The following is a 17675-nucleotide window of genomic DNA, read 5'->3' as shown; positions in this document are numbered from 1 at the left end:
CGGCGAGGCGGAATGGATGAAACTGCCGGAAGCAGAGAAGCTGTTCGCAGAGGCCGGCGGCATCGTGATCGGAGAGCGGTATCGTGTCGATCGCGACAGCACGGCGGCACTTTCTTTTCGGGCCGATAAGCCTGAGACATGGGGCGCCGGGGGCAAGTCACCGCTGCTCTGCTTCGATGGTTCGTTCGGATCGTCACATGGCATCGTGTTCGCCGGCTCCGGCGGCTTCAAGACCACGTCGGTGACGATTCCGACGGCGCTGAAATGGGGCGGCACGCTGATCGTACTTGATCCATCCAATGAGGTGGCGCCGATGGTCAAGGCGCACCGGATTAAGGCCGGCCGAGATGTTATCGTGCTCGACCCGAAGGATCCGGATATCGGGTTCAATGCCCTCGACTGGATCGGTCAGCATGGTGGGACGAAGGAAGAGGATATCGCGGCGGTCGCCTCGTGGATCATGAGCGAAAGCGGCCGCGCCAGCGGCGTACGGGACGATTTCTTTCGGGCATCCGGCTTGCAGCTGCTGACGGCGATCATCGCCGATGTCTGCCTCTCGGGTCATACGGAAAAGAAGGATCAGACGCTGCGGACAGTGCGCATGAACCTATCGGAACCGGAGCCGAAGCTGCGGGCGCGGCTTCAGGAAATCTACGACAACTCCGAGTCCGATTTTGTGAAGGAGAACGTGGCAGCGTTCGTGAACATGACGCCGGAGACATTTTCCGGTGTCTATGCCAATGCGATCAAAGAAACACATTGGCTGAGCTATCCGAACTATGCCGGTCTCGTGTCCGGTTCGACCTTTTCGACCGATGACATCGCGTCGGGAAAGACCGACGTGTTCGTCGCCCTGGATCTCAAAACGCTGGAAACCCATGGAGGTCTGGCCCGGGTGATCATCGGCTCATTCCTGAACGCCATCTATAATCGTGACGGGGCGATGCCGGGACGCGCTCTGTTCCTCCTCGACGAGGTCGCTCGCCTGGGTTTCATGAGGATTCTTGAGACGGCACGCGATGCCGGCCGCAAGTATGGGATCACGCTTCTGATGATCTATCAGTCGATCGGCCAGATGCGCGAAACCTATGGCGGACGCGACGCCACCAGCAAGTGGTTCGAAAGCGCGAGCTGGATCAGTTTCTCAGCGATCAACGATCCGGAGACCGCGGACTATATCTCCCGGCGTTGTGGAACAACGACAGTCGAAATCGACCAGGTCAGCCGGAGTTTTCAGGCGAGGGGTTCGTCACGAACCCGATCAAAGCAACTTGCCAGCCGACCATTGATCCAGCCGCACGAAGTCCTGCGCATGCGTGCCGATGAGCAGATTGTGTTCACCGGGGGAAATGCGCCAATTCGATGCGGTCGCGCGATGTGGTTCCGGCGAGCCGACATGAAGTCCTGCGTTGGCGATAACCGCTTCCATGGAAAACGTGGACCATTGGAAATCAAGGTCTGAGGGAGAACCCAGACCCGGAGATCGGGCGATGAGATATTGGGAAGCCTTCGAGGCACAGGTCACGGCAGAAAAGGCCATCGAAGAATGCCGCGTCCATCAAATTGAGGCCATTGCCGCGCGACGATCAACGTGGAATTCGAGCGACAATCAGGATGGGACTTTGCGGGTGGTGGGCGTAACGGAGTGAGGGCGTAGCCCGATCGAAGTTATGCCCACCACCCGTGGCGCAAATTCAGGCATGCCTTGCGCCTGTGATCGCGGTCAATCTGGCGATTTTCCATAACCGGAGAATCACTTTGTGCCAGGTCGCCATGTAAACGATCATCAAATGAGGCTTTTCATGAAGTTACGTCAAAATCATTCCGTCACGGTTGCTGCTGCAAAAGCCGAGATCGGCCGCACGACAGCTTTCCGGATCGAGAAGGATCCGCGTCTGCCATCTCAAAAGACAAAACCGCGAGAGCGCCGGCGTCCGGATCCACTGGCCCATATCTTTGACGCCGAGATCGTGCCGCTGCTTCAGGCTGCGCCCGGAATACGGGCGGTGGCGATATTCGAGGAGATGTTGCGCCGCCACCCGGAGCTTGGGGACGGCATTCGTCGGACGATGGAGCGGCGCATTCGCTCCTGGCGCGCTGTGCATGGCGCAGAGCAGGAGGTCATCTTCCGGCAGGTTCACGAGCCCGGCCGGTTGGGCCTTTCGGATTTCACCAACATGGATAGTCTGGAGGTCACGATCGCCGGCCAGTTGCTCGATCATCTCCTTTATCACTTCCGCCTTGCCTATTCCGGCTTCGAACATGGTCATGTCATCCTCGGCGGCGAGAGCTTTGTCGCCCTGGCGGAAGGGCTACAAAACGCCCTGTGGTCCCTTGGCGGCGCGCCGCATGACCATCGCAGCGACAGCCTGTCGGCGGCGTTCCGCAACCTGACTGCCGACGAGCAGGAGGATCTGACGCTTCGATACGAGGAACTTTGCGCTCACTATCACATGAAGCCAACGCGCAATAACAAAGGCATCGCCCACGAGAACGGCTCGATCGAGAGCGTGCACGGGCATATCAAGGCAGAGATCCGTGATGCGCTGCTCATGCGCGGCAGCAACGACTTCGACGATCTTGCCGCCTACCGTGCCTTCATCGATGAGATCGTTAGCCGCCGCAATGCCCACAATCTCAAGCGTATCGAGGCAGAAAGACCTCATCTTCAGGACCTGCCGCAGCGCAGGACGACAGACTTCGAGGAGGTGGTTGTCAGGGTGATGCGCACCGGCGGCTTCTCGCTGCGCAAAGTCTTCTACAGTGTGCCTTCCCGCTTGATCGGTCATCGGCTACGGGTGCGCCTCTTCGATGACCGACTTGATGTGTTCGTCGGCGGCACCTATCTCATGACGCTTTCCCGAGGGCGGGGACATCCAGATGGTCGCCACAGCCAGGTCGTCAATTACCGGCACGTCATTCACTCCCTCCGTCAGAAGCCGATGGCGCTATTGCGGCTCGTCTATCGAGACCAGCTCTTCCCGAGGCTGGAATATCGGCAAACCTTCGAGGTCTTGCTGGAGCGGCTGACCGACAAGCAGGCCTGCAAGACCATGGTCGAGATCCTGGCGCTGGCCCATGAGCGAACCTGCGAACGCGAACTGGCCGAGCAACTGGCCAGAACGTTGGATGCCGGCGAGCTTCCCGATATGGCTGAGTTGCGAAAGCACTTTGCGCCCGACCCCACCGCCTTACCCGTCGTCTCCGTCCATCTGGCACCGCTAAGCGGCTACGAGGTCCTTGTCAGCGCCGACCAGGTGGGAGAACGCGCATGACCAATCCCAATGATATCGATGCTGGCCGTCTGAGCATTATGTTGAACGAGCTTCGCTTGCCGGCGATCAAGATGCTTTGGGCAGACTTTGCCCAACAGGCCGACAGAGAGGGTTGGCCCGCGGCCCGCTTCCTATCGATTATCGCCGAGCATGAGCTTGCCGAACGTGACAGACGCAGGATCGAACGCCATCTGTCCGAGGCCAGGTTGCCGCCGGGCAAAACGCTCGACAGCTTTGCCTTCGACGCCGTGCCGATGATCTCCAAAGCGCAGATCATGGCGATGACGGCGGGAGATAGCTGGCTGGCGAAGGGGGCTAATGTTCTCATGTTCGGGCCGCCGGGGGGCGGTAAAAGCCATCTTGCGGCAGCCATCGGCTTGGCGCTGGTCGAGAACGGCTGGCGCGTGCTCTTCACCAGGACGACGGATCTCGTTCAAAAGCTCCAGGTCGCGCGACGCGAACTGCAACTGGAATCCGCCATCAACAAGCTCGACAAGTTCGATCTGCTTATCCTCGACGATCTTGCCTATGTCGCAAAGGATCAGGCTGAGACCAGCGTCCTCTTCGAGCTCATCTCGGCACGCTATGAGCGGCGATCTATCCTGCTGACCGCAAATCAGCCCTTTGGCGAATGGAACAAAGTTTTTCCAGATCCCGCCATGACGCTCGCCGCGGTGGATCGCCTCGTTCATCACGCCACGATCTTCGAGATGAACGTCGAGAGCTACCGTCGCCGCTCAGCTATGGAGGCAAAACGGCAACGCGGGCGGCCTCCAATCTACGCGACAATCAACGAGGCTACACAGATTGACGCTCCGCGACAATTAGAAGAGCAATGACCGCTTGCCAGCGTCAATCACGCTGCTAAAGTCCCACTGTCCGCGACACAACAGTCCCATCTAGATTGTCGCGCGAGTTCCTTCCAGATTGCCGCGCTATACGCGTTGACCTTCCAACGGCGGAAATTCTCGTGACGCTTTATTTTGGACCAGTTGGGCTCCTGGTCTACGTCCTTGCCGACAAGGAACCGGTGCCTGGAACCCACGAAGAGTTAATGAAGCCTTTGTGGAAACAATGAGTCGGGAGCACGATCCACTGCGTGGCGGGAGATGGGACCGGCATCATCATTGCGGCGGTCATTAACGCGGTTCTCGGTCTCCCTATGTGGCTGGATATCATTATCGAATACGTCGCAGGTTTTACCATCGGCCTTTTTTTGTTTTTTAGGCAATACTCACAGAGCACATGATGCGCGGCAGCTTGGGAGAATGTCCAAAAGTCGTTTATGCCTGAGTTTATCAGCATCAATGCGATGAGCGGATATGGCCCCTGTCATGGCAATCTTGTGTTGCTAGAGGGCGAATGTGGAAAATGGGCGGTCTCCGAATTCTGGCGATTCCGCCGAGGTGGCATTATGCCTTGGGTAGGACTTGCAGATAAACCGAGTTCGATCCGGTTTTTCCTACAGCATAGACATCGTACTTGGCATTTGGGTTATCCCCCATTCCAAGTGAGCCAGCTGGCATGCCAGGAACCGCGAGCCCCGCTATGTCCGGCGCATCTTTCAGCAACTTCTCGACCGCCTCCAAAGGCACATGGCCTTCAACGAAATACGGTCCGACAACAGCTGTGTGGCACCCCTGCATCGCGGCCGGCACTCCGTACTTTGTCTTGATGGAGCTCAGGTCATCCATATCCCGGATGGTGACGGCGAAGTCCGCATTTTGCATTGCTTGGGCCCAGGCTTTGCAACACCCACAATTTGGGTCCTTGTAGACCGTCATTTCAAGCTGGGACGCCCATGCTGGGAGGGTCCTGATTGCAACAACGTTCGCGACTGCCGAGCAAATGAATTGTCTCCGGTTCATGCGATAGTTCCTTTCGGTAATGGCAACATAATGCGCTCCATTGTATTCTGCGTTGGTAATGTTTCGTGCGAAAGTGTGGTTTTTGGCAGTTTCCAGCCCTTGACGATGCCGTAGACGGCGGGGATCACGACCAGCGTCAGCAATGTGGACGATACCATTCCGCCGATCATCGGCACGGCAATCCGTTGCATGATCTCCGATCCCGCGCCCGTGCTCCAGAGGATTGGCACCAAGCCCGCCATGATCGCGACGACGGTCATCATCTTGGGACGCACCCGTTCGACCGCTCCGAACATGATGGCCCTGTTGAGGTCTTCCCGTCCGAATATCCTTCCATAGGCCTCGCACTTTGCCTTCTCGTCCCTCAGCGCATGGTCGAGGTAGATCAGCATGATCACCCCGGTCTCGGCCGCCACGCCCGCAAGCGCGATGAAGCCGACGGCGACCGCCACCGATGCGTTGAAGCCCAGCCACCACATCATCCAGATGCCGCCGACCAGCGCGAACGGCAGGGACAGCATGACGATCAGTGTTTCGGTCAGCGCCTTGAAGTTCAGGTAGAGCAACAGGAAGATCAGCGCCAGCGTAAGCGGGACGACGATCATTAGCCGGTCCTTTGCCCGTTCCAAATATTCGAATTGCCCGCTCCATGTGACGGAATAGCCTGGCGGCATCTCGACGCTGGCCGCAACGGCGGCCTGAGCTTCCGCCACGTAGCCACCAAGGTCGCGGTTGGCGATGTCTACGAAGATGTAGACGGCGAGTTGGCCGTTCTCCGTCCTGATGGTCGTGGCGCCGCGGGTGAGCTTGACTTCTGCGACCTCGCCCAACGGAACCGTACCGCCTCCCGGCAAGGAAACCTGGACGTCGCGGGCGATGGATTGCGGATCGCTTCGAAACGCCCTTGGGTAACGGATGGCGACGCCATAACGCTCTCTGCCCTCGACAGTGGAAGTGACGACCTCGGAGCCGAGAGCCATCCCGATGACGTCCTGGACGTCGTCGATGGAAAGTCCGTAGCGGCCCAGAGCCATGCGGTCAGGGATGATGTCGAGATAGTATCCGCCGATAACACGCTCGGCGTAGGCGCTGGACGTTCCGGGAACGGTCTTGAGGACTGTCTCGATGTCACGGGCGACCTTCTCCATCTCCTTCAGCTCGGTGCCATATACCTTGACGCCGACGGGTGTCCTGATCCCCGTGGACAGCATGTCGATGCGGGCGCGGATCGGCATGGTCCAGGCATTGGAGACGCCAGGGAACTGGAGGGCAGCGTCCATTTCCTGCTTGAGACTGTCAGACGTGACCCCCGCCCGCCATTCGGATTTCGGCTTCAACGTGATGATCGTCTCGAACATCTCCGTCGGAGCCGGATCGGTCGCCGTCAGCGCGCGCCCCGCTTTGCCGAATACAGTCTCGACTTCCGGGAACGACTTGATGATCCGGTCCTGCGTCTGCATCAGTTCGGCAGCCTTTGTCACCGACAGGCCGGGCAGCGTTGTCGGCATGTACATCAGCGTACCTTCGTCGAGACTGGGCATGAACTCGCTGCCGATGTGCTGGACGGGCCAGACGGTCACGGCGAGGATTACGATAGCCGCCAGGATCGTAAGGCTCTTGGCCTTCAGGACGCCAGCGATCACCGGGCGGTATATCCAGATCAGCAGTCGGTTGAGGGGGTTCTTGTGTTCCGGGACAATGCGGCCCCGGACGAACAGGATCATCAGTGCCGGGACAAGCGTGATCGACAGCAGTGCGGCCGCCGCCATGGCGAACGTCTTGGTGAAGGCGAGTGGCCCGAACAGGCGGCCCTCCTGCGATTCCAGCGTGAAGATCGGCAGGAACGACACGGTGATGATCAGCAGGCTGAAGAACAGCGCGGGGCCGACTTCGCTCGCCGCTTCGATAAGGACCTCGGTTCGAGGCTTGCCCGGTGGCGCACGCTCGAGATGTTTGTGGGCGTTCTCGATCATGACGATGGCCGCGTCGATCATCGCGCCGATGGCGATGGCGATACCGCCCAGGCTCATAATGTTCGAACCGAGGCCGAGCGCACGCATCGCCATGAACGCCATCAGGATGCCAATCGGCAACATGATGATCGCCACAAGCGCGCTGCGAACGTGCAAGAGGAACGCGATCGTCACCAGGGCGACCACGATCGACTCCTCGATGAGCGTGGCTTTGAGGGTTTCGATTGCCGCTTCTATCAGCGTCGAGCGATCGTAAACGGGCTTGATCTCGGTACCTGCCGGGAGACTGTTTTGTACCGCCGCCAAGCTTTCCTTGGCGTTTTCGATAACGGTCAGCGCGTTGGCTCCGTCTCGCTGAAGGACGATCCCGCTGGCGACCTCGCCCTCGCCGTTCAGTTCGGTGATGCCGCGCCGCTCGTCTGGGACCAGTTCGACCCTGGCCACGTCGGACAGACGCAGCGGAACCCCCGCATTCGTCTTGAGGACGATGTTCTCGATGTCCTTGATGCCCTGCAGGTAGCCCTTGCCCCGGACCATGAACTCGAACTCGGAAAGCTCGATCGTGCGCCCACCGACGTCGCGGTTGCTGGAGCGGACCGCGTTGGCGATATCGGAAAGCGAGACGCTCTGGGCCTTCAGGCGGGCCGGGTCGACGACGATGGAGTACTGCTTGACGAAGCCGCCTACACTGGCCACCTCGGCAACGCCCTCGGATTTGGAGACGGCAAAGCGCACGACCCAGTCCTGAAGCGACCGAAGTTCGGCCAGCGACAGTTCCTTGGCGACGACGGCGTATTGGTAAACCCAGCCCACACCCGTCGCATCGGGACCGAGGCTCGGTGACACCCCGTCCGGCAGGCGGCTCGCGGCGGCGTTCAGATATTCGAGCACTCGGCTGCGCGCCCAGTAGGGGTCGGTTCCGTCCTCGAAAATCACGTAGACGAACGAAACGCCGAAGAACGAGAACCCACGGACGACCTTAGACTTCGGCACGGTCAGCATCGAGGTCGTCAGCGGATAGGTGACCTGATCCTCGACTACCTGCGGAGCCTGGCCGGGATAGTCGGTGAACACGATGACCTGGACGTCTGAGAGGTCGGGGATGGCATCGAGCGGAAGCGTGCGCAACGCATAGACACCGCTCGCGATGGAAAGAGCAGCGCCGACGAAGATGAGGACCAAGTTGCGGGCGGACCATGAGATAATGTTGGCAATCATGGTTTCACCTCATCCGCTGTCAGCGCGCTCAACGCGGCGTTCAGGTTGCTTTCGGCGTCCAGCAGGAAGTTGGCCGACACGACCACACGGTCGCCAGCGGCGATCCCTTTGGTGATCTCGGTCATGTCCTCACCTCGGACACCCAGCGCGACGTTCATCGGTTCGAACCTGCCCTCGCCCTTATCGATGAAGACGAGCTGGCGGTCGCCCGTGTCAATGACCGAACTGTTGGGAACGGCGACGACTGGGTTTCCAGATCCGGCTTCGATCTCGACCTCGGCATACATGTTGGACATCAGTTGGCCGCTAGGGTTAGGAAGCTCGATCCTGACCTTCGTCGTCCGGGTCTGCATCTGGACCTCGGGATAGATGAGATCGACCGTCCCCTTGAATGTCGTGCCGGGCAGATTGCGGACGATCACGGAAACGACGGCTCCCTTGCGGACCGCGCTTAGCTCATATTCCGGTACGTCGGCGATCACCCAGACCCTGGACACGTCTGCGATGCGAAAAAGAATGTCGCCAGCCTCGGCCATCATGCCGCTCACAGCCATACGCTCGAGCACGACGCCGTCACGCGGCGACGTGTAAGCGATACTTTGCGGCACTTTCCTCTCGGTCGCGATGCTGCCGATCGTTGCCGTGGGTACGCCCAGATTTTTCAAACGAAGCGCCGCCCCGGAGTCAGGGTTGGACTTTGCCCCGTTGCGCATCTCGGCTGCGTATTCCGCTCCGGCGGTGGCGATCTCCTTTGAATAGAACTGAAAGAGGTTTTCTCCCTTCGTGATCGCATCGCCGGTCGTGACATTCGCCACGTCCTCCACGAAGGCATCTGCCCGCATCGAAATGATGCTCACCCTACGCTCGTCCAATGTGACTGTCCCGGGTACTCGGATTTTCCGGCTGACGGTTGTCACTTCGGCCAGCGCAGTCCTCACCCCCGTCCGCTGGAGTTTACCGAGAGGGACCTTCACCGTTGAACTGTCGCTGACGTCGCCGTCATAGACGGGAAGATAGTCCATCCCCATTGAATCCTTCTTCGGAACCTTGGACGTGTCGGGAAGCCCCATGGGGTTGCGGTAGTACAAGATTTTACGCTCGAGTGAGACGGATGCCGTATCGGGTGACGGCGCGACGGCTCCGCTTGGGCCGAGGCTGATGTCCTCGCTTGCTCGAACAGGAACGAATAGCCGCCCGTCATCGGTGTTCTTTGGCGTGGCGGAGTATTCGGCCAACCCGTCCGGATGGCGGTAATAGATCACCGCTCCCGTTCCTTCGCGTCGCGGTTCCGCCTCGGCGGCCATCCCGGTCCCTTTGACGCCCCCCTGAAAAAATGCACCGACATCGTACTTCCCGGCCCAATAGCCTCCCCCGCCGACGATCGCGGCGAGGGAGAGCGTGGCAATGATGCGCGGGATGTTCACGGGACAGCCTTCAGGACGACTTCGCCCTTGACGGTCTCAGGCTCACCCTGGACCTTGGCGGCGACCTGGAAACGCCATCCGCCTTCCATGGAAAGATTGGTCGTAAAGGCGTAGACGCCCGGCTCCCCGGAGGTTGCCGGGTCTACCTTTGTGGTCATCGTTTCCATGCCATCGGGAGCCATGTCCATCCGCGTCGTGAAGATAACGGCGTCGGGAACGGTCTTGCCCGTGCGCTTGTCGATCAGGCGTACGGACACGGTCGCCGCCGGCCCCTGCTTGATCTCGGTCTGGACGGCTTGGAATTCGTAGTCCTGCGCTCCCGCCAACGAAGCGTTGGCGGTGCCTAACAGAAATGCGCCGGCGAAGAGCGGGCTCCTCGCGTTAAAGGTGAAATTTCTCATGGTTCAATGTCTCATTCGGACGGGTCTGCGACCTCGTCCTCAGTCAAATGGATCGCCATCGCTACAGCACGGACGCGAACCTGCGGCCGTGCTGAATCGACGACGTGTTCAAGGACGTGAGATCAGACTCGTGGAGGACGGACTGGCGGGTAGACCAGTGAGGAAGCAAGCTCCCCATGCGGGGGCATGAGGAACCGATGAGCGACCCAACCGATATTCAACGACCAGGAATGAGAGGTTGCCAGTTGACCGACGATCATCGTCGTGCAGATCACAGCAAACGGGCAGGATTTGCTCGCGCAGTCTGGCTTGTCCGGTTGTTCGTCGGGACAGCACGGCAGGTCGTCAGGCATGTCCATGCCAGCCATACCGTCCATCACCACAGGCAGTGAGGCGGCCATGACGCTGTCAGCCGCGCCTACGCTCATCGGACCGATGACGATCCCGAGAATGGCGGTCACGAACAGCAGTCGATAGATGACCTTTACGAACCTCATGGCACTAGTCATGGCACGGAGCCATCGCCATGGGAAGACATCTCACGGAAAATTGCTGCCGCTGTTTATGCGGGATCTCGTCGAAGAGGTTGATCCATCCGCGTGTGCCCGGATTCGGAAACGCCAAATCTTGGCCACTGGGCCTTGACCCTCCCATCGTTGGAAGCCCCATATCAAACCAGCACATCGACAGGAGACATCAAGATGTATGAGTTCAATATCCAGAACATGACATGCGGCCACTGCAAGGGCACCGTCGAGAAAGCCATCAAAGCCGCCGATCCGGCTGCAGTCGCCACCGTAGACCTCGCTTCCAAGAGCGCAACTGTCGAAACAACGCTGGACCCGGCCATCATCGGCAAGGCGATCCAAGACGCGGGATATCCGGTGTCTTACACGACACGTTGAGTTAGATCAGCGGCCGTCCCTGTTGCTGGGGCGGCCTTAACCCAGGCACTTTCTATCCGCGAAATCTGTTGTACGAATTCCCACGACACCTCTTGACCTTCCCATGATTGGAAGGACTAACCATATGAGCAGTTAAGCAAAAGGATTGCCCGATGACTGCCATCCCGAAGATCGAAGCCTCCAAGACCTTGCTCGTTCCAACCGATTTCGGGATCGAAGGCATGAGCTGCGCGTCCTGCGTCGTGCGTGTCGAGAAAGCCATCGTCGCTGTTCCGGGGGTCGCTTCCGCCATCGTCAACCTCGCCACCGAGCGCGCAACCGTCACCTATAATGAGGTGGTACCAACCGAAGCTGTCCTCCAGGCTATCGAGAAGGCCGGTTATGAACCCAAACTCGAAACCCGCGAGCTCGGCGTCGAGGGCATGACCTGTGCCTCGTGCGTGTCCCGCGTCGAGAAGGCACTGAAGTCCGTTCAGGGTGTGAGACAAGCAACGGTCAACCTCGCGACCGAAAAGGCTACCGTTCGTGTCGTCTCCGGAACCTCCACACTCGTCCTTGAGGATGCCGTACGCGCCGCGGGCTATGAGGTGCGCAGGATAACCGCTGTCCGCTCCACGGACAACGACGAGGATCGTCGAGACCGCGAGGCCAACCGCCTGAAGATGTCGCTGGCCCTGTCCGCGGCGCTGACGCTTCCTCTGTTCGTCCTCGAGATGGGGTCGCATTTCATCCCGGCCGTCCATGACTGGATCATGGTGAACATCGGCATGGGCAACAACCTCGTCATCCAGTTCGTGCTCGCCACCGCCGTCCTGTTCGGACCTGGGCTCCGCTTTTTCAGGAAGGGCGTTCCCAACCTGCTTCATTGGACCCCCGACATGAATTCGCTGGTGGTGCTGGGCACGTCGGCTGCCTGGGGTTATTCCGTCGTCGCGACGTTCCTTCCTGGTATCCTGCCGCCGGGAACCGCCAACGTCTACTACGAGGCGGCGGCCGTCATCGTCACGCTGATCCTGCTTGGCCGCACCCTCGAGGCGCGGGCAAAAGGCAAGACAAGCCAGGCGATCAAGCACCTTATCGGCCTTCAGGCGAAGACCGCGCATGTGAAGCGAGGCGAGGACTTCATCGAGATCGAAATCGGAGACGTGTCACTCGGCGACATCGTGCGCATCCGCCCCGGCGAGAAAGTCCCGGTCGACGGCCGCCTCGTCGATGGTGGTTCTTACGTGGACGAGTCCATGATCACTGGCGAACCCGTTCCGGTGAAAAAATCCGCTGGCGACGATGTCGTTGGCGGCACGATCAACAAAACGGGGTCCTTCACGTTCGAGGCGACGAAGATCGGCGCGGACACGCTTCTCGCCCAGATCATCAAAATGGTCGAGGCGGCGCAGGGCTCGAAGCTGCCGATCCAGGCGCTCGTCGATCGGGTTACGGGATGGTTCGTTCCTGCTGTCATCGCAGCCGCTGTCTCCACTTTCCTGGCTTGGCTGCTACTCGGCCCCTCGCCAGCGCTGACCTTCGCTCTGGTGAACGCTGTGGCCGTGCTGATCATTGCCTGCCCCTGTGCCATGGGCCTGGCGACCCCGACATCCATCATGGTCGGCACGGGCCGTGCCGCCGAATTCGGTATCCTCTTCCGCAAGGGCGAAGCACTCCAGACCCTGCGCGACGTCGACGTCGTAGCATTGGACAAGACCGGTACATTGACGAAGGGCAAACCGGAATTGACAGACTTCGTTGTCAGCGACGGCTTCGACCGCGCTGAAACGCTGCGGCTCGTGGCAGGCCTGGAGACGCAGTCCGAACACCCGATCGCCGAAGCCATCGTCGCAGCGGCGAAGGCCGACGGCCTTTCACTCTCTAACGTCTCCGATTTCGAGGCTGCCCCCGGCTACGGGGTGAGCGGCCGGATCGACGGCCGGACAGTGCTGGTTGGTGCGGACCGGTCCATGACCAAGAACGGAATCGATGTCTCGTCGTTCGCGGACCAGGCGGCCGCTCTGGGCGATGCGGGAAAGTCTCCGCTCTATGCAGCCATCGATGGTAAACTGGCCGCAATCATCGCGGTGGCCGACCCCATAAAGGACACGACACCGCAAGCCATCAAGACCCTACATGCGCTCGGTCTCAAGGTCGCGATGATCACGGGCGACAACAGGCGCACCGCCCAGGCCATCGCCCGCCAGCTCGACATCGACGAAGTCGTCGCCGAAGTCCTGCCGGACGGCAAGGTCGAAGCGGTCCGCAAGCTGCGGAGCGGCGGGCGCAAGGTGGCTTTCATCGGCGACGGCATTAACGATGCGCCGGCCCTTTCGGAAGCCGACATTGGCCTCGCGGTCGGGACCGGAACCGACATCGCTATCGAGAGCGCCGATGTCGTGCTGATGTCGGGTGATCTCAACGGGGTGCCGCGGGCGATTGCCATCAGCAAGGCGACAATCCGCAACATCCGGCAGAACCTGTTCTGGGCCTTCGCCTACAATGTCAGCCTCGTGCCTGTTGCGGCCGGCGTCCTCTACCCGGTTAACGGCACGCTGCTGTCGCCGATCCTCGCCGCAGGCGCGATGGGCCTGTCCAGCGTGTTCGTACTAGCCAACGCGCTGCGCCTGCGACGCTTCAAGACAACCTGACGGAAGGAAACCACGATGAACATCGGTGAAGCATCCAAGGCTTCGGGCGTCTCGACCAAGATGATCCGCTATTACGAACAGATCAAGTTGATCACGCCCGCACACCGTACGGAGTCGAGCTACCGCACATACGGCGACAGCGACGTCCATACGCTGCAGTTCATTCGCCGTGCTCGTGACCTCGGGTTTTCGGTGGAGCAGATGAAGACGCTGCTGGCCCTGTGGCGGGACCGTTCGCGGGCAAGCTCCGACGTCAAGGCGATCGCGCTTGAACACATCGCGGAACTCGAGCGCAAGGCTGCGGCGATTGCCGCTATGACGAAGACGTTGAAGCATCTCGCCAGCCATTGCCACGGCGATGATCGGCCGGACTGCCCGATCATCGAAGGTTTCGCCGACACCTTGGAGAACATCGGGCCTGGTATGCCATCCAAGTTTGGCCTCGCCAACGTTGTCTAAATGAATTTGATCAGTCCATGTTGACCCGAAACTTCGCGTGGCACGACGTGCAAGTCTGAAGCATCATGTGAAAAGCGTGTTCTGCGGGCATTGACGCTGCATCCCTCTCTGCGTCTACCTTTCTTGCGAGCGGTCCGCCTCCCATGGCATCTCCCGTTTGCATCCGCGTTTCTGGTCCAAGTGTGTCGGGATTTCGGTCAGCTGCGACAGACAGCGCGGAGGCGTACGTGCCAAGCTCTTTTGCCAGCTTGTCGAACTGTTGGCGGTCGGTTTCAATGCTTGGGCTGGCTTTTGAGCCAGGCGTGGCACCGGAGCCGTCGAACAGCGCCGACAGGCTAAGTCCCGAGTGAGCCAGAATGGTCTCGGCGGCCGCTTTGAAAGCTCTTGCGTCATAGGGCGACAAGTCCTTGAACATGGCGTCGATGGACTTGGCGGCGTTTGCCATCGCCTTCATACCATCCTGTCTTTGGACAACCTTGCCGGGCGCAGCGTTTTGAGCGATAGCCAAGGAGATCACCGTGCCGAAAATGACTATTGAAAGCGCCGAAGTGGCCAGTTTCGTCACTCTCGCCTTCAATGCCATGCTACACTCCATTTTGCCGGAGGCTATTCCTCCTGTTTTTGACCATCCCGTTACACCGGAGCCAAACCTTCTGGGTCTGAAACCGTCCTTGAGCTTGATCAGGATCAACGCAACTCTTGCCACGCCACGGTACTATGCTTGAGTACGACGATAGGGACCGAACGACATCATGATCGCCGTAAGCCAAACCATTCGACGATACGCGAGAGGATTGCTGGCCGTTTTGGTCGCAATTATGTTCCTCGTCGCGCCGATGGCCGAGGCTGCTTCCGAATTATGCGATAACGACTTACCTCAAGCGCTACATGTCGAAACGTCCATGGGCGAAGAAGCTCGCCAAGATGATCGCCACCATGTCGAGCAGATGGTCTGCTGCAAAAGCGTGTGCAGCCTGTGCAATGTCATCCTTCCGCCTACGAACCCTGGTGTTTTTCACGTAGGGTCTGTCCCTCGCAGATACCTTCATCCTCAGCAGTCAATCACAGGTCTCAGCTACCGACCTGTTCTCGGCCCTCCCTGATCCGTTCTCTGAACACCTCCGCTCAACGGCGGTATGATCCTTCGGTTGCCTGCCATAGCTGCACGGCGACCATTCCGGTGGCGATTGTCGAGGCCGCCGTGCTGCGTTTCCTTTCGAAGTCCTGGAGACGAACCAACAGGGAGCTATCTAATGGACGAGCAAAAAAGCCATGAAAGTCACCACAATCATCATCAAGGGCACGGTGCTCAGGCCACGCTCGTGGCCCAAAAGAGTTCAGTGACGTATCAGACGGAGGGCGTAATTTACACATGCCCTATGCATCCGCAGGTAAAGCAAATTGGCCCCGGGAACTGCCCTATCTGTGGGATGACTCTTGAACCGGAAGCAGCCACAACGGATACCGGGCCAAGCGCCGAATATCTCGACATGAAACGCCGTTTCTGGATCGGGCTCGTTCTGTCCGTGCCCGTCCTCATGCTGGAGATGGGTGGACACCTCACCAATCTTCACATGGTGCTTGGTGCCCAGACCTCGAATTGGATTCAGCTTGTTCTGGCTACACCTGTCGTCCTATGGGCAGGCTTTCCATTCTTCGAGCGAGCATGGAAGTCCCTCGTCACTATGCGCCTGAACATGTTCACATTGATAGCAATGGGGACCGGGGTCGCGTGGACTTACAGCGTTGTTGCAACCCTTGCACCTGGTCTGTTTCCCGCCACTTTCCGCTCCGCAGACGGTTCAGTCGCCATCTATTTCGAAGCTGCAGCCGTCATCACGGTGCTGGTGTTGCTGGGACAGGTTCTGGAGTTGCAAGCCCGTGAACAGACCGGTGGAGCCATCCGCGCACTTCTTGACCTTGCCCCCAAGACGGCACGCCGCGTCCGCGACGGTGTCGACGAGGACATCGACCTGGAAATGGTTGTCGTCGGGGATCGGCTTCGGGTTCGCCCCGGTGAAAAGGTCCCGGTCGATGGCAGCCTTATCGAAGGACGCAGTTCGGTTGATGAATCGATGATCACCGGTGAATCGATGCCCGTCACCAAAGAGGTCGGTGCAAAGCTGATAGGCGGGACGATGAACCAGACCGGTGGCTTCGTCATGGAGGCAGGAAAAGTCGGCCGCGATACCATGCTGTCGCAGATCGTCCGCATGGTTGCGGACGCCCAGCGCTCGCGAGCGCCCATCCAGCGCCTGGCCGACGAAGTCTCAGGCTGGTTCGTCCCCGTGGTGATCGGCATTGCCATCGTCGCATTCGCAGCATGGATGATCTGGGGTCCAGAACCGCGCTTTGCCCACGGTCTTGTCGCCGCGGTCGCGGTGCTCATCATCGCATGCCCCTGCGCGTTGGGCCTTGCAACGCCGATGTCGATCATGGTTGGCGTTGGCCGGGGTGCTGGTCTTGGTGTCCTGATCAAGAATGCCGAAGCCTTGGAGCGTTTCGAGAAAGTCGACACGTTGGTCGTCGACAAGACCGGAACCCTGACCGAGGGTAAACCCAAGGTAACGTCCATGGCCGCGATAAATGGGTTCACAGAACCCGAACTGCTGCGCCTGGCGGCAACGCTGGAACGAGCGAGCGAGCATCCACTGGCAACTGCCATAGTCAACGCGGCGACGGAGCGCCAGTTGGTTCTCGGCGTCGCGGAAGATTTCGATAGCCCGGTTGGCAAAGGGGTTACGGGAAGTGTCGACGGACGCAGGCTCATCATAGGCAGCCACCGCATCATGGAGGAAGCTCATATCGATGTCTCGGCTCTTACCAGCCAGGCGGAGGCACTGAGAGGAGAAGGCGCAACAGTCATTTTCGTAGCGGTAGACGGCGACCTCGGCGGCCTTTTAGCGATCGCCGATCCGATCAAGACGACGACACCCGACGCAGTCCAAGCGTTGCTCAAGGCAGGGGTCCGGGTCGTGATGCTGACGGGCGACAACAAGACGACGGCCGCCGCAGTCGCACGCAAGCTTGGGATCACCGAGGTCGAAGCCGAAATCCTGCCGGAAGACAAGAGCGAGATCGTGAAGCGTTTGCGAGAAGAAGGCCGGATCGTCGCAATGGCGGGGGACGGTGTGAACGACGCTCCCGCCCTGGCTGCGGCCGATGTCGGAATTGCCATGGGGACCGGCACCGATGTCGCGATCGAGAGTGCTGGCGTAACCCTGCTGAAGGGCGACCTTCAGGGGATCGTGCGGGCTCGTGAACTGAGCCAGGCGACAATGAGCAATATCAGGCAGAACCTGTTTTTCGCCTTCATATACAACGCGGCTGGAGTACCGATTGCCGCCGGATTGCTCTATCCCTCGTTCGGGCTTTTGCTGTCCCCAATCATCGCAGCGGCTGCCATGGCGCTTTCGTCGGTAAGCGTGATTGGCAATGCTTTGAGATTGAGGAGTGTGCGGATATGAGGTGGGATCGAGAATGGACGCTGCTTTCTGCGTCGCAGGCTGTCGCCTGATA

At 59.7% G+C, this 17675-nt stretch carries 14 protein-coding genes and 1 pseudogene; 9 read left to right on the top strand and 6 right to left on the bottom strand.

The features are described from left to right. The 5 genes and pseudogenes from traG to P3R82_RS30170 form a co-directional block, all read left to right on the top strand. A partial coding sequence (gene traG / locus P3R82_RS30190) for a Ti-type conjugative transfer system protein TraG (protein WP_283196488.1) occupies positions 1-1462 on the top strand: 1462 nt, incomplete at its 5' end. Between the two features lie 28 nt (positions 1463-1490). After that, the gene (locus tag P3R82_RS30185; RefSeq protein WP_283196487.1) at positions 1491-1649 is read left to right on the top strand and encodes a hypothetical protein; all 159 of its coding nucleotides are present in this window, start codon (positions 1491-1493) and stop codon (positions 1647-1649) included. 141 nt (positions 1650-1790) lie between these two features. Beyond that, positions 1791-3275, top strand: coding sequence for an IS21 family transposase (istA, locus tag P3R82_RS30180; RefSeq protein ID WP_283193586.1), 1485 nt, complete (start codon positions 1791-1793; stop codon positions 3273-3275). After that, on the top strand, positions 3272-4114 hold the full coding sequence (gene istB, locus P3R82_RS30175) for an IS21-like element helper ATPase IstB (protein WP_113178757.1): 843 nt from the start codon (positions 3272-3274) through the stop codon (positions 4112-4114). Before istA ends, istB begins: the two co-directional genes overlap by 4 nt. A 125-nt stretch (positions 4115-4239) precedes the next feature. After that, a pseudogene (locus P3R82_RS30170) lies at positions 4240-4596 on the top strand (DUF4396 domain-containing protein); the annotation flags it as partial. A 91-nt stretch (positions 4597-4687) separates the two neighbouring features. Here the strand turns inward: P3R82_RS30170 and P3R82_RS30165 are convergent. The 5 genes from P3R82_RS30165 to P3R82_RS30145 form a co-directional block, all read right to left on the bottom strand. Further along, a complete protein-coding gene (locus P3R82_RS30165; protein WP_174153014.1) occupies positions 4688-5143 on the bottom strand; it encodes a DUF411 domain-containing protein in 456 nt (151 codons plus the stop codon). Then, positions 5140-8334 carry a CusA/CzcA family heavy metal efflux RND transporter gene (locus tag P3R82_RS30160; protein WP_283196486.1) on the bottom strand — a complete coding sequence of 1065 codons (3195 nt, stop codon included), beginning with the start codon at positions 8332-8334 and terminating at the stop codon, positions 5140-5142. Before P3R82_RS30160 ends, P3R82_RS30165 begins: the two co-directional genes overlap by 4 nt. Continuing rightward, positions 8331-9758, bottom strand: coding sequence for an efflux RND transporter periplasmic adaptor subunit (locus P3R82_RS30155; RefSeq protein ID WP_283196485.1), 1428 nt, complete (start codon positions 9756-9758; stop codon positions 8331-8333). Before P3R82_RS30155 ends, P3R82_RS30160 begins: the two co-directional genes overlap by 4 nt. Beyond that, positions 9755-10159 carry a FixH family protein gene (locus tag P3R82_RS30150; protein ID WP_071207854.1) on the bottom strand — a complete coding sequence of 135 codons (405 nt, stop codon included), beginning with the start codon at positions 10157-10159 and terminating at the stop codon, positions 9755-9757. Before P3R82_RS30150 ends, P3R82_RS30155 begins: the two co-directional genes overlap by 4 nt. Positions 10160-10281: 122 nt before the next feature. Continuing rightward, positions 10282-10656: a hypothetical protein gene (locus P3R82_RS30145; protein WP_071207852.1), complete on the bottom strand. Its 375-nt coding sequence runs from the start codon at positions 10654-10656 to the stop codon at positions 10282-10284. Positions 10657-10860: 204 nt separating this feature from the next. Here P3R82_RS30145 and P3R82_RS30140 point away from each other — a divergent pair, with 204 nt between their 5' ends. From P3R82_RS30140 to cueR, 3 genes are all read left to right on the top strand, one after another. After that, positions 10861-11064, top strand: a complete 204-nt coding sequence (locus P3R82_RS30140; RefSeq protein WP_012653058.1) for a heavy-metal-associated domain-containing protein — start codon at positions 10861-10863, stop codon at positions 11062-11064. Between the two features lie 152 nt (positions 11065-11216). After that, positions 11217-13697, top strand: a complete 2481-nt coding sequence (locus tag P3R82_RS30135) for a heavy metal translocating P-type ATPase (RefSeq protein WP_283196484.1) — start codon at positions 11217-11219, stop codon at positions 13695-13697. A gap of 15 nt (positions 13698-13712) precedes the next feature. After that, positions 13713-14156: a Cu(I)-responsive transcriptional regulator gene (gene cueR / locus P3R82_RS30130; protein WP_012653056.1), complete on the top strand. Its 444-nt coding sequence runs from the start codon at positions 13713-13715 to the stop codon at positions 14154-14156. Positions 14157-14166: 10 nt separating this feature from the next. On the opposite strand, the gene P3R82_RS30125 is transcribed toward cueR, so the two are convergent. Continuing rightward, complete coding sequence (locus P3R82_RS30125; RefSeq protein WP_071207600.1) at positions 14167-14739, bottom strand: cytochrome c; 573 nt, start codon at positions 14737-14739, stop codon at positions 14167-14169. A gap of 670 nt (positions 14740-15409) precedes the next feature. Here P3R82_RS30125 and P3R82_RS30120 point away from each other — a divergent pair. After that, entirely contained in the window at positions 15410-17623 is a 2214-nt protein-coding gene (locus tag P3R82_RS30120) for a copper-translocating P-type ATPase (RefSeq protein WP_283196483.1), read from the top strand. The last annotated feature ends 52 nt before the right edge of the window (positions 17624-17675 follow it).

The sequence above is a fragment of the Rhizobium sp. AN80A genome, from assembly GCF_030053015.1.
Lineage (GTDB): Bacteria > Pseudomonadota > Alphaproteobacteria > Rhizobiales > Rhizobiaceae > Rhizobium > Rhizobium metallidurans.
The sequence above is the reverse complement of the archived record's forward strand: the minus strand, read 5'-3'. Positions and strand labels throughout refer to the sequence as shown.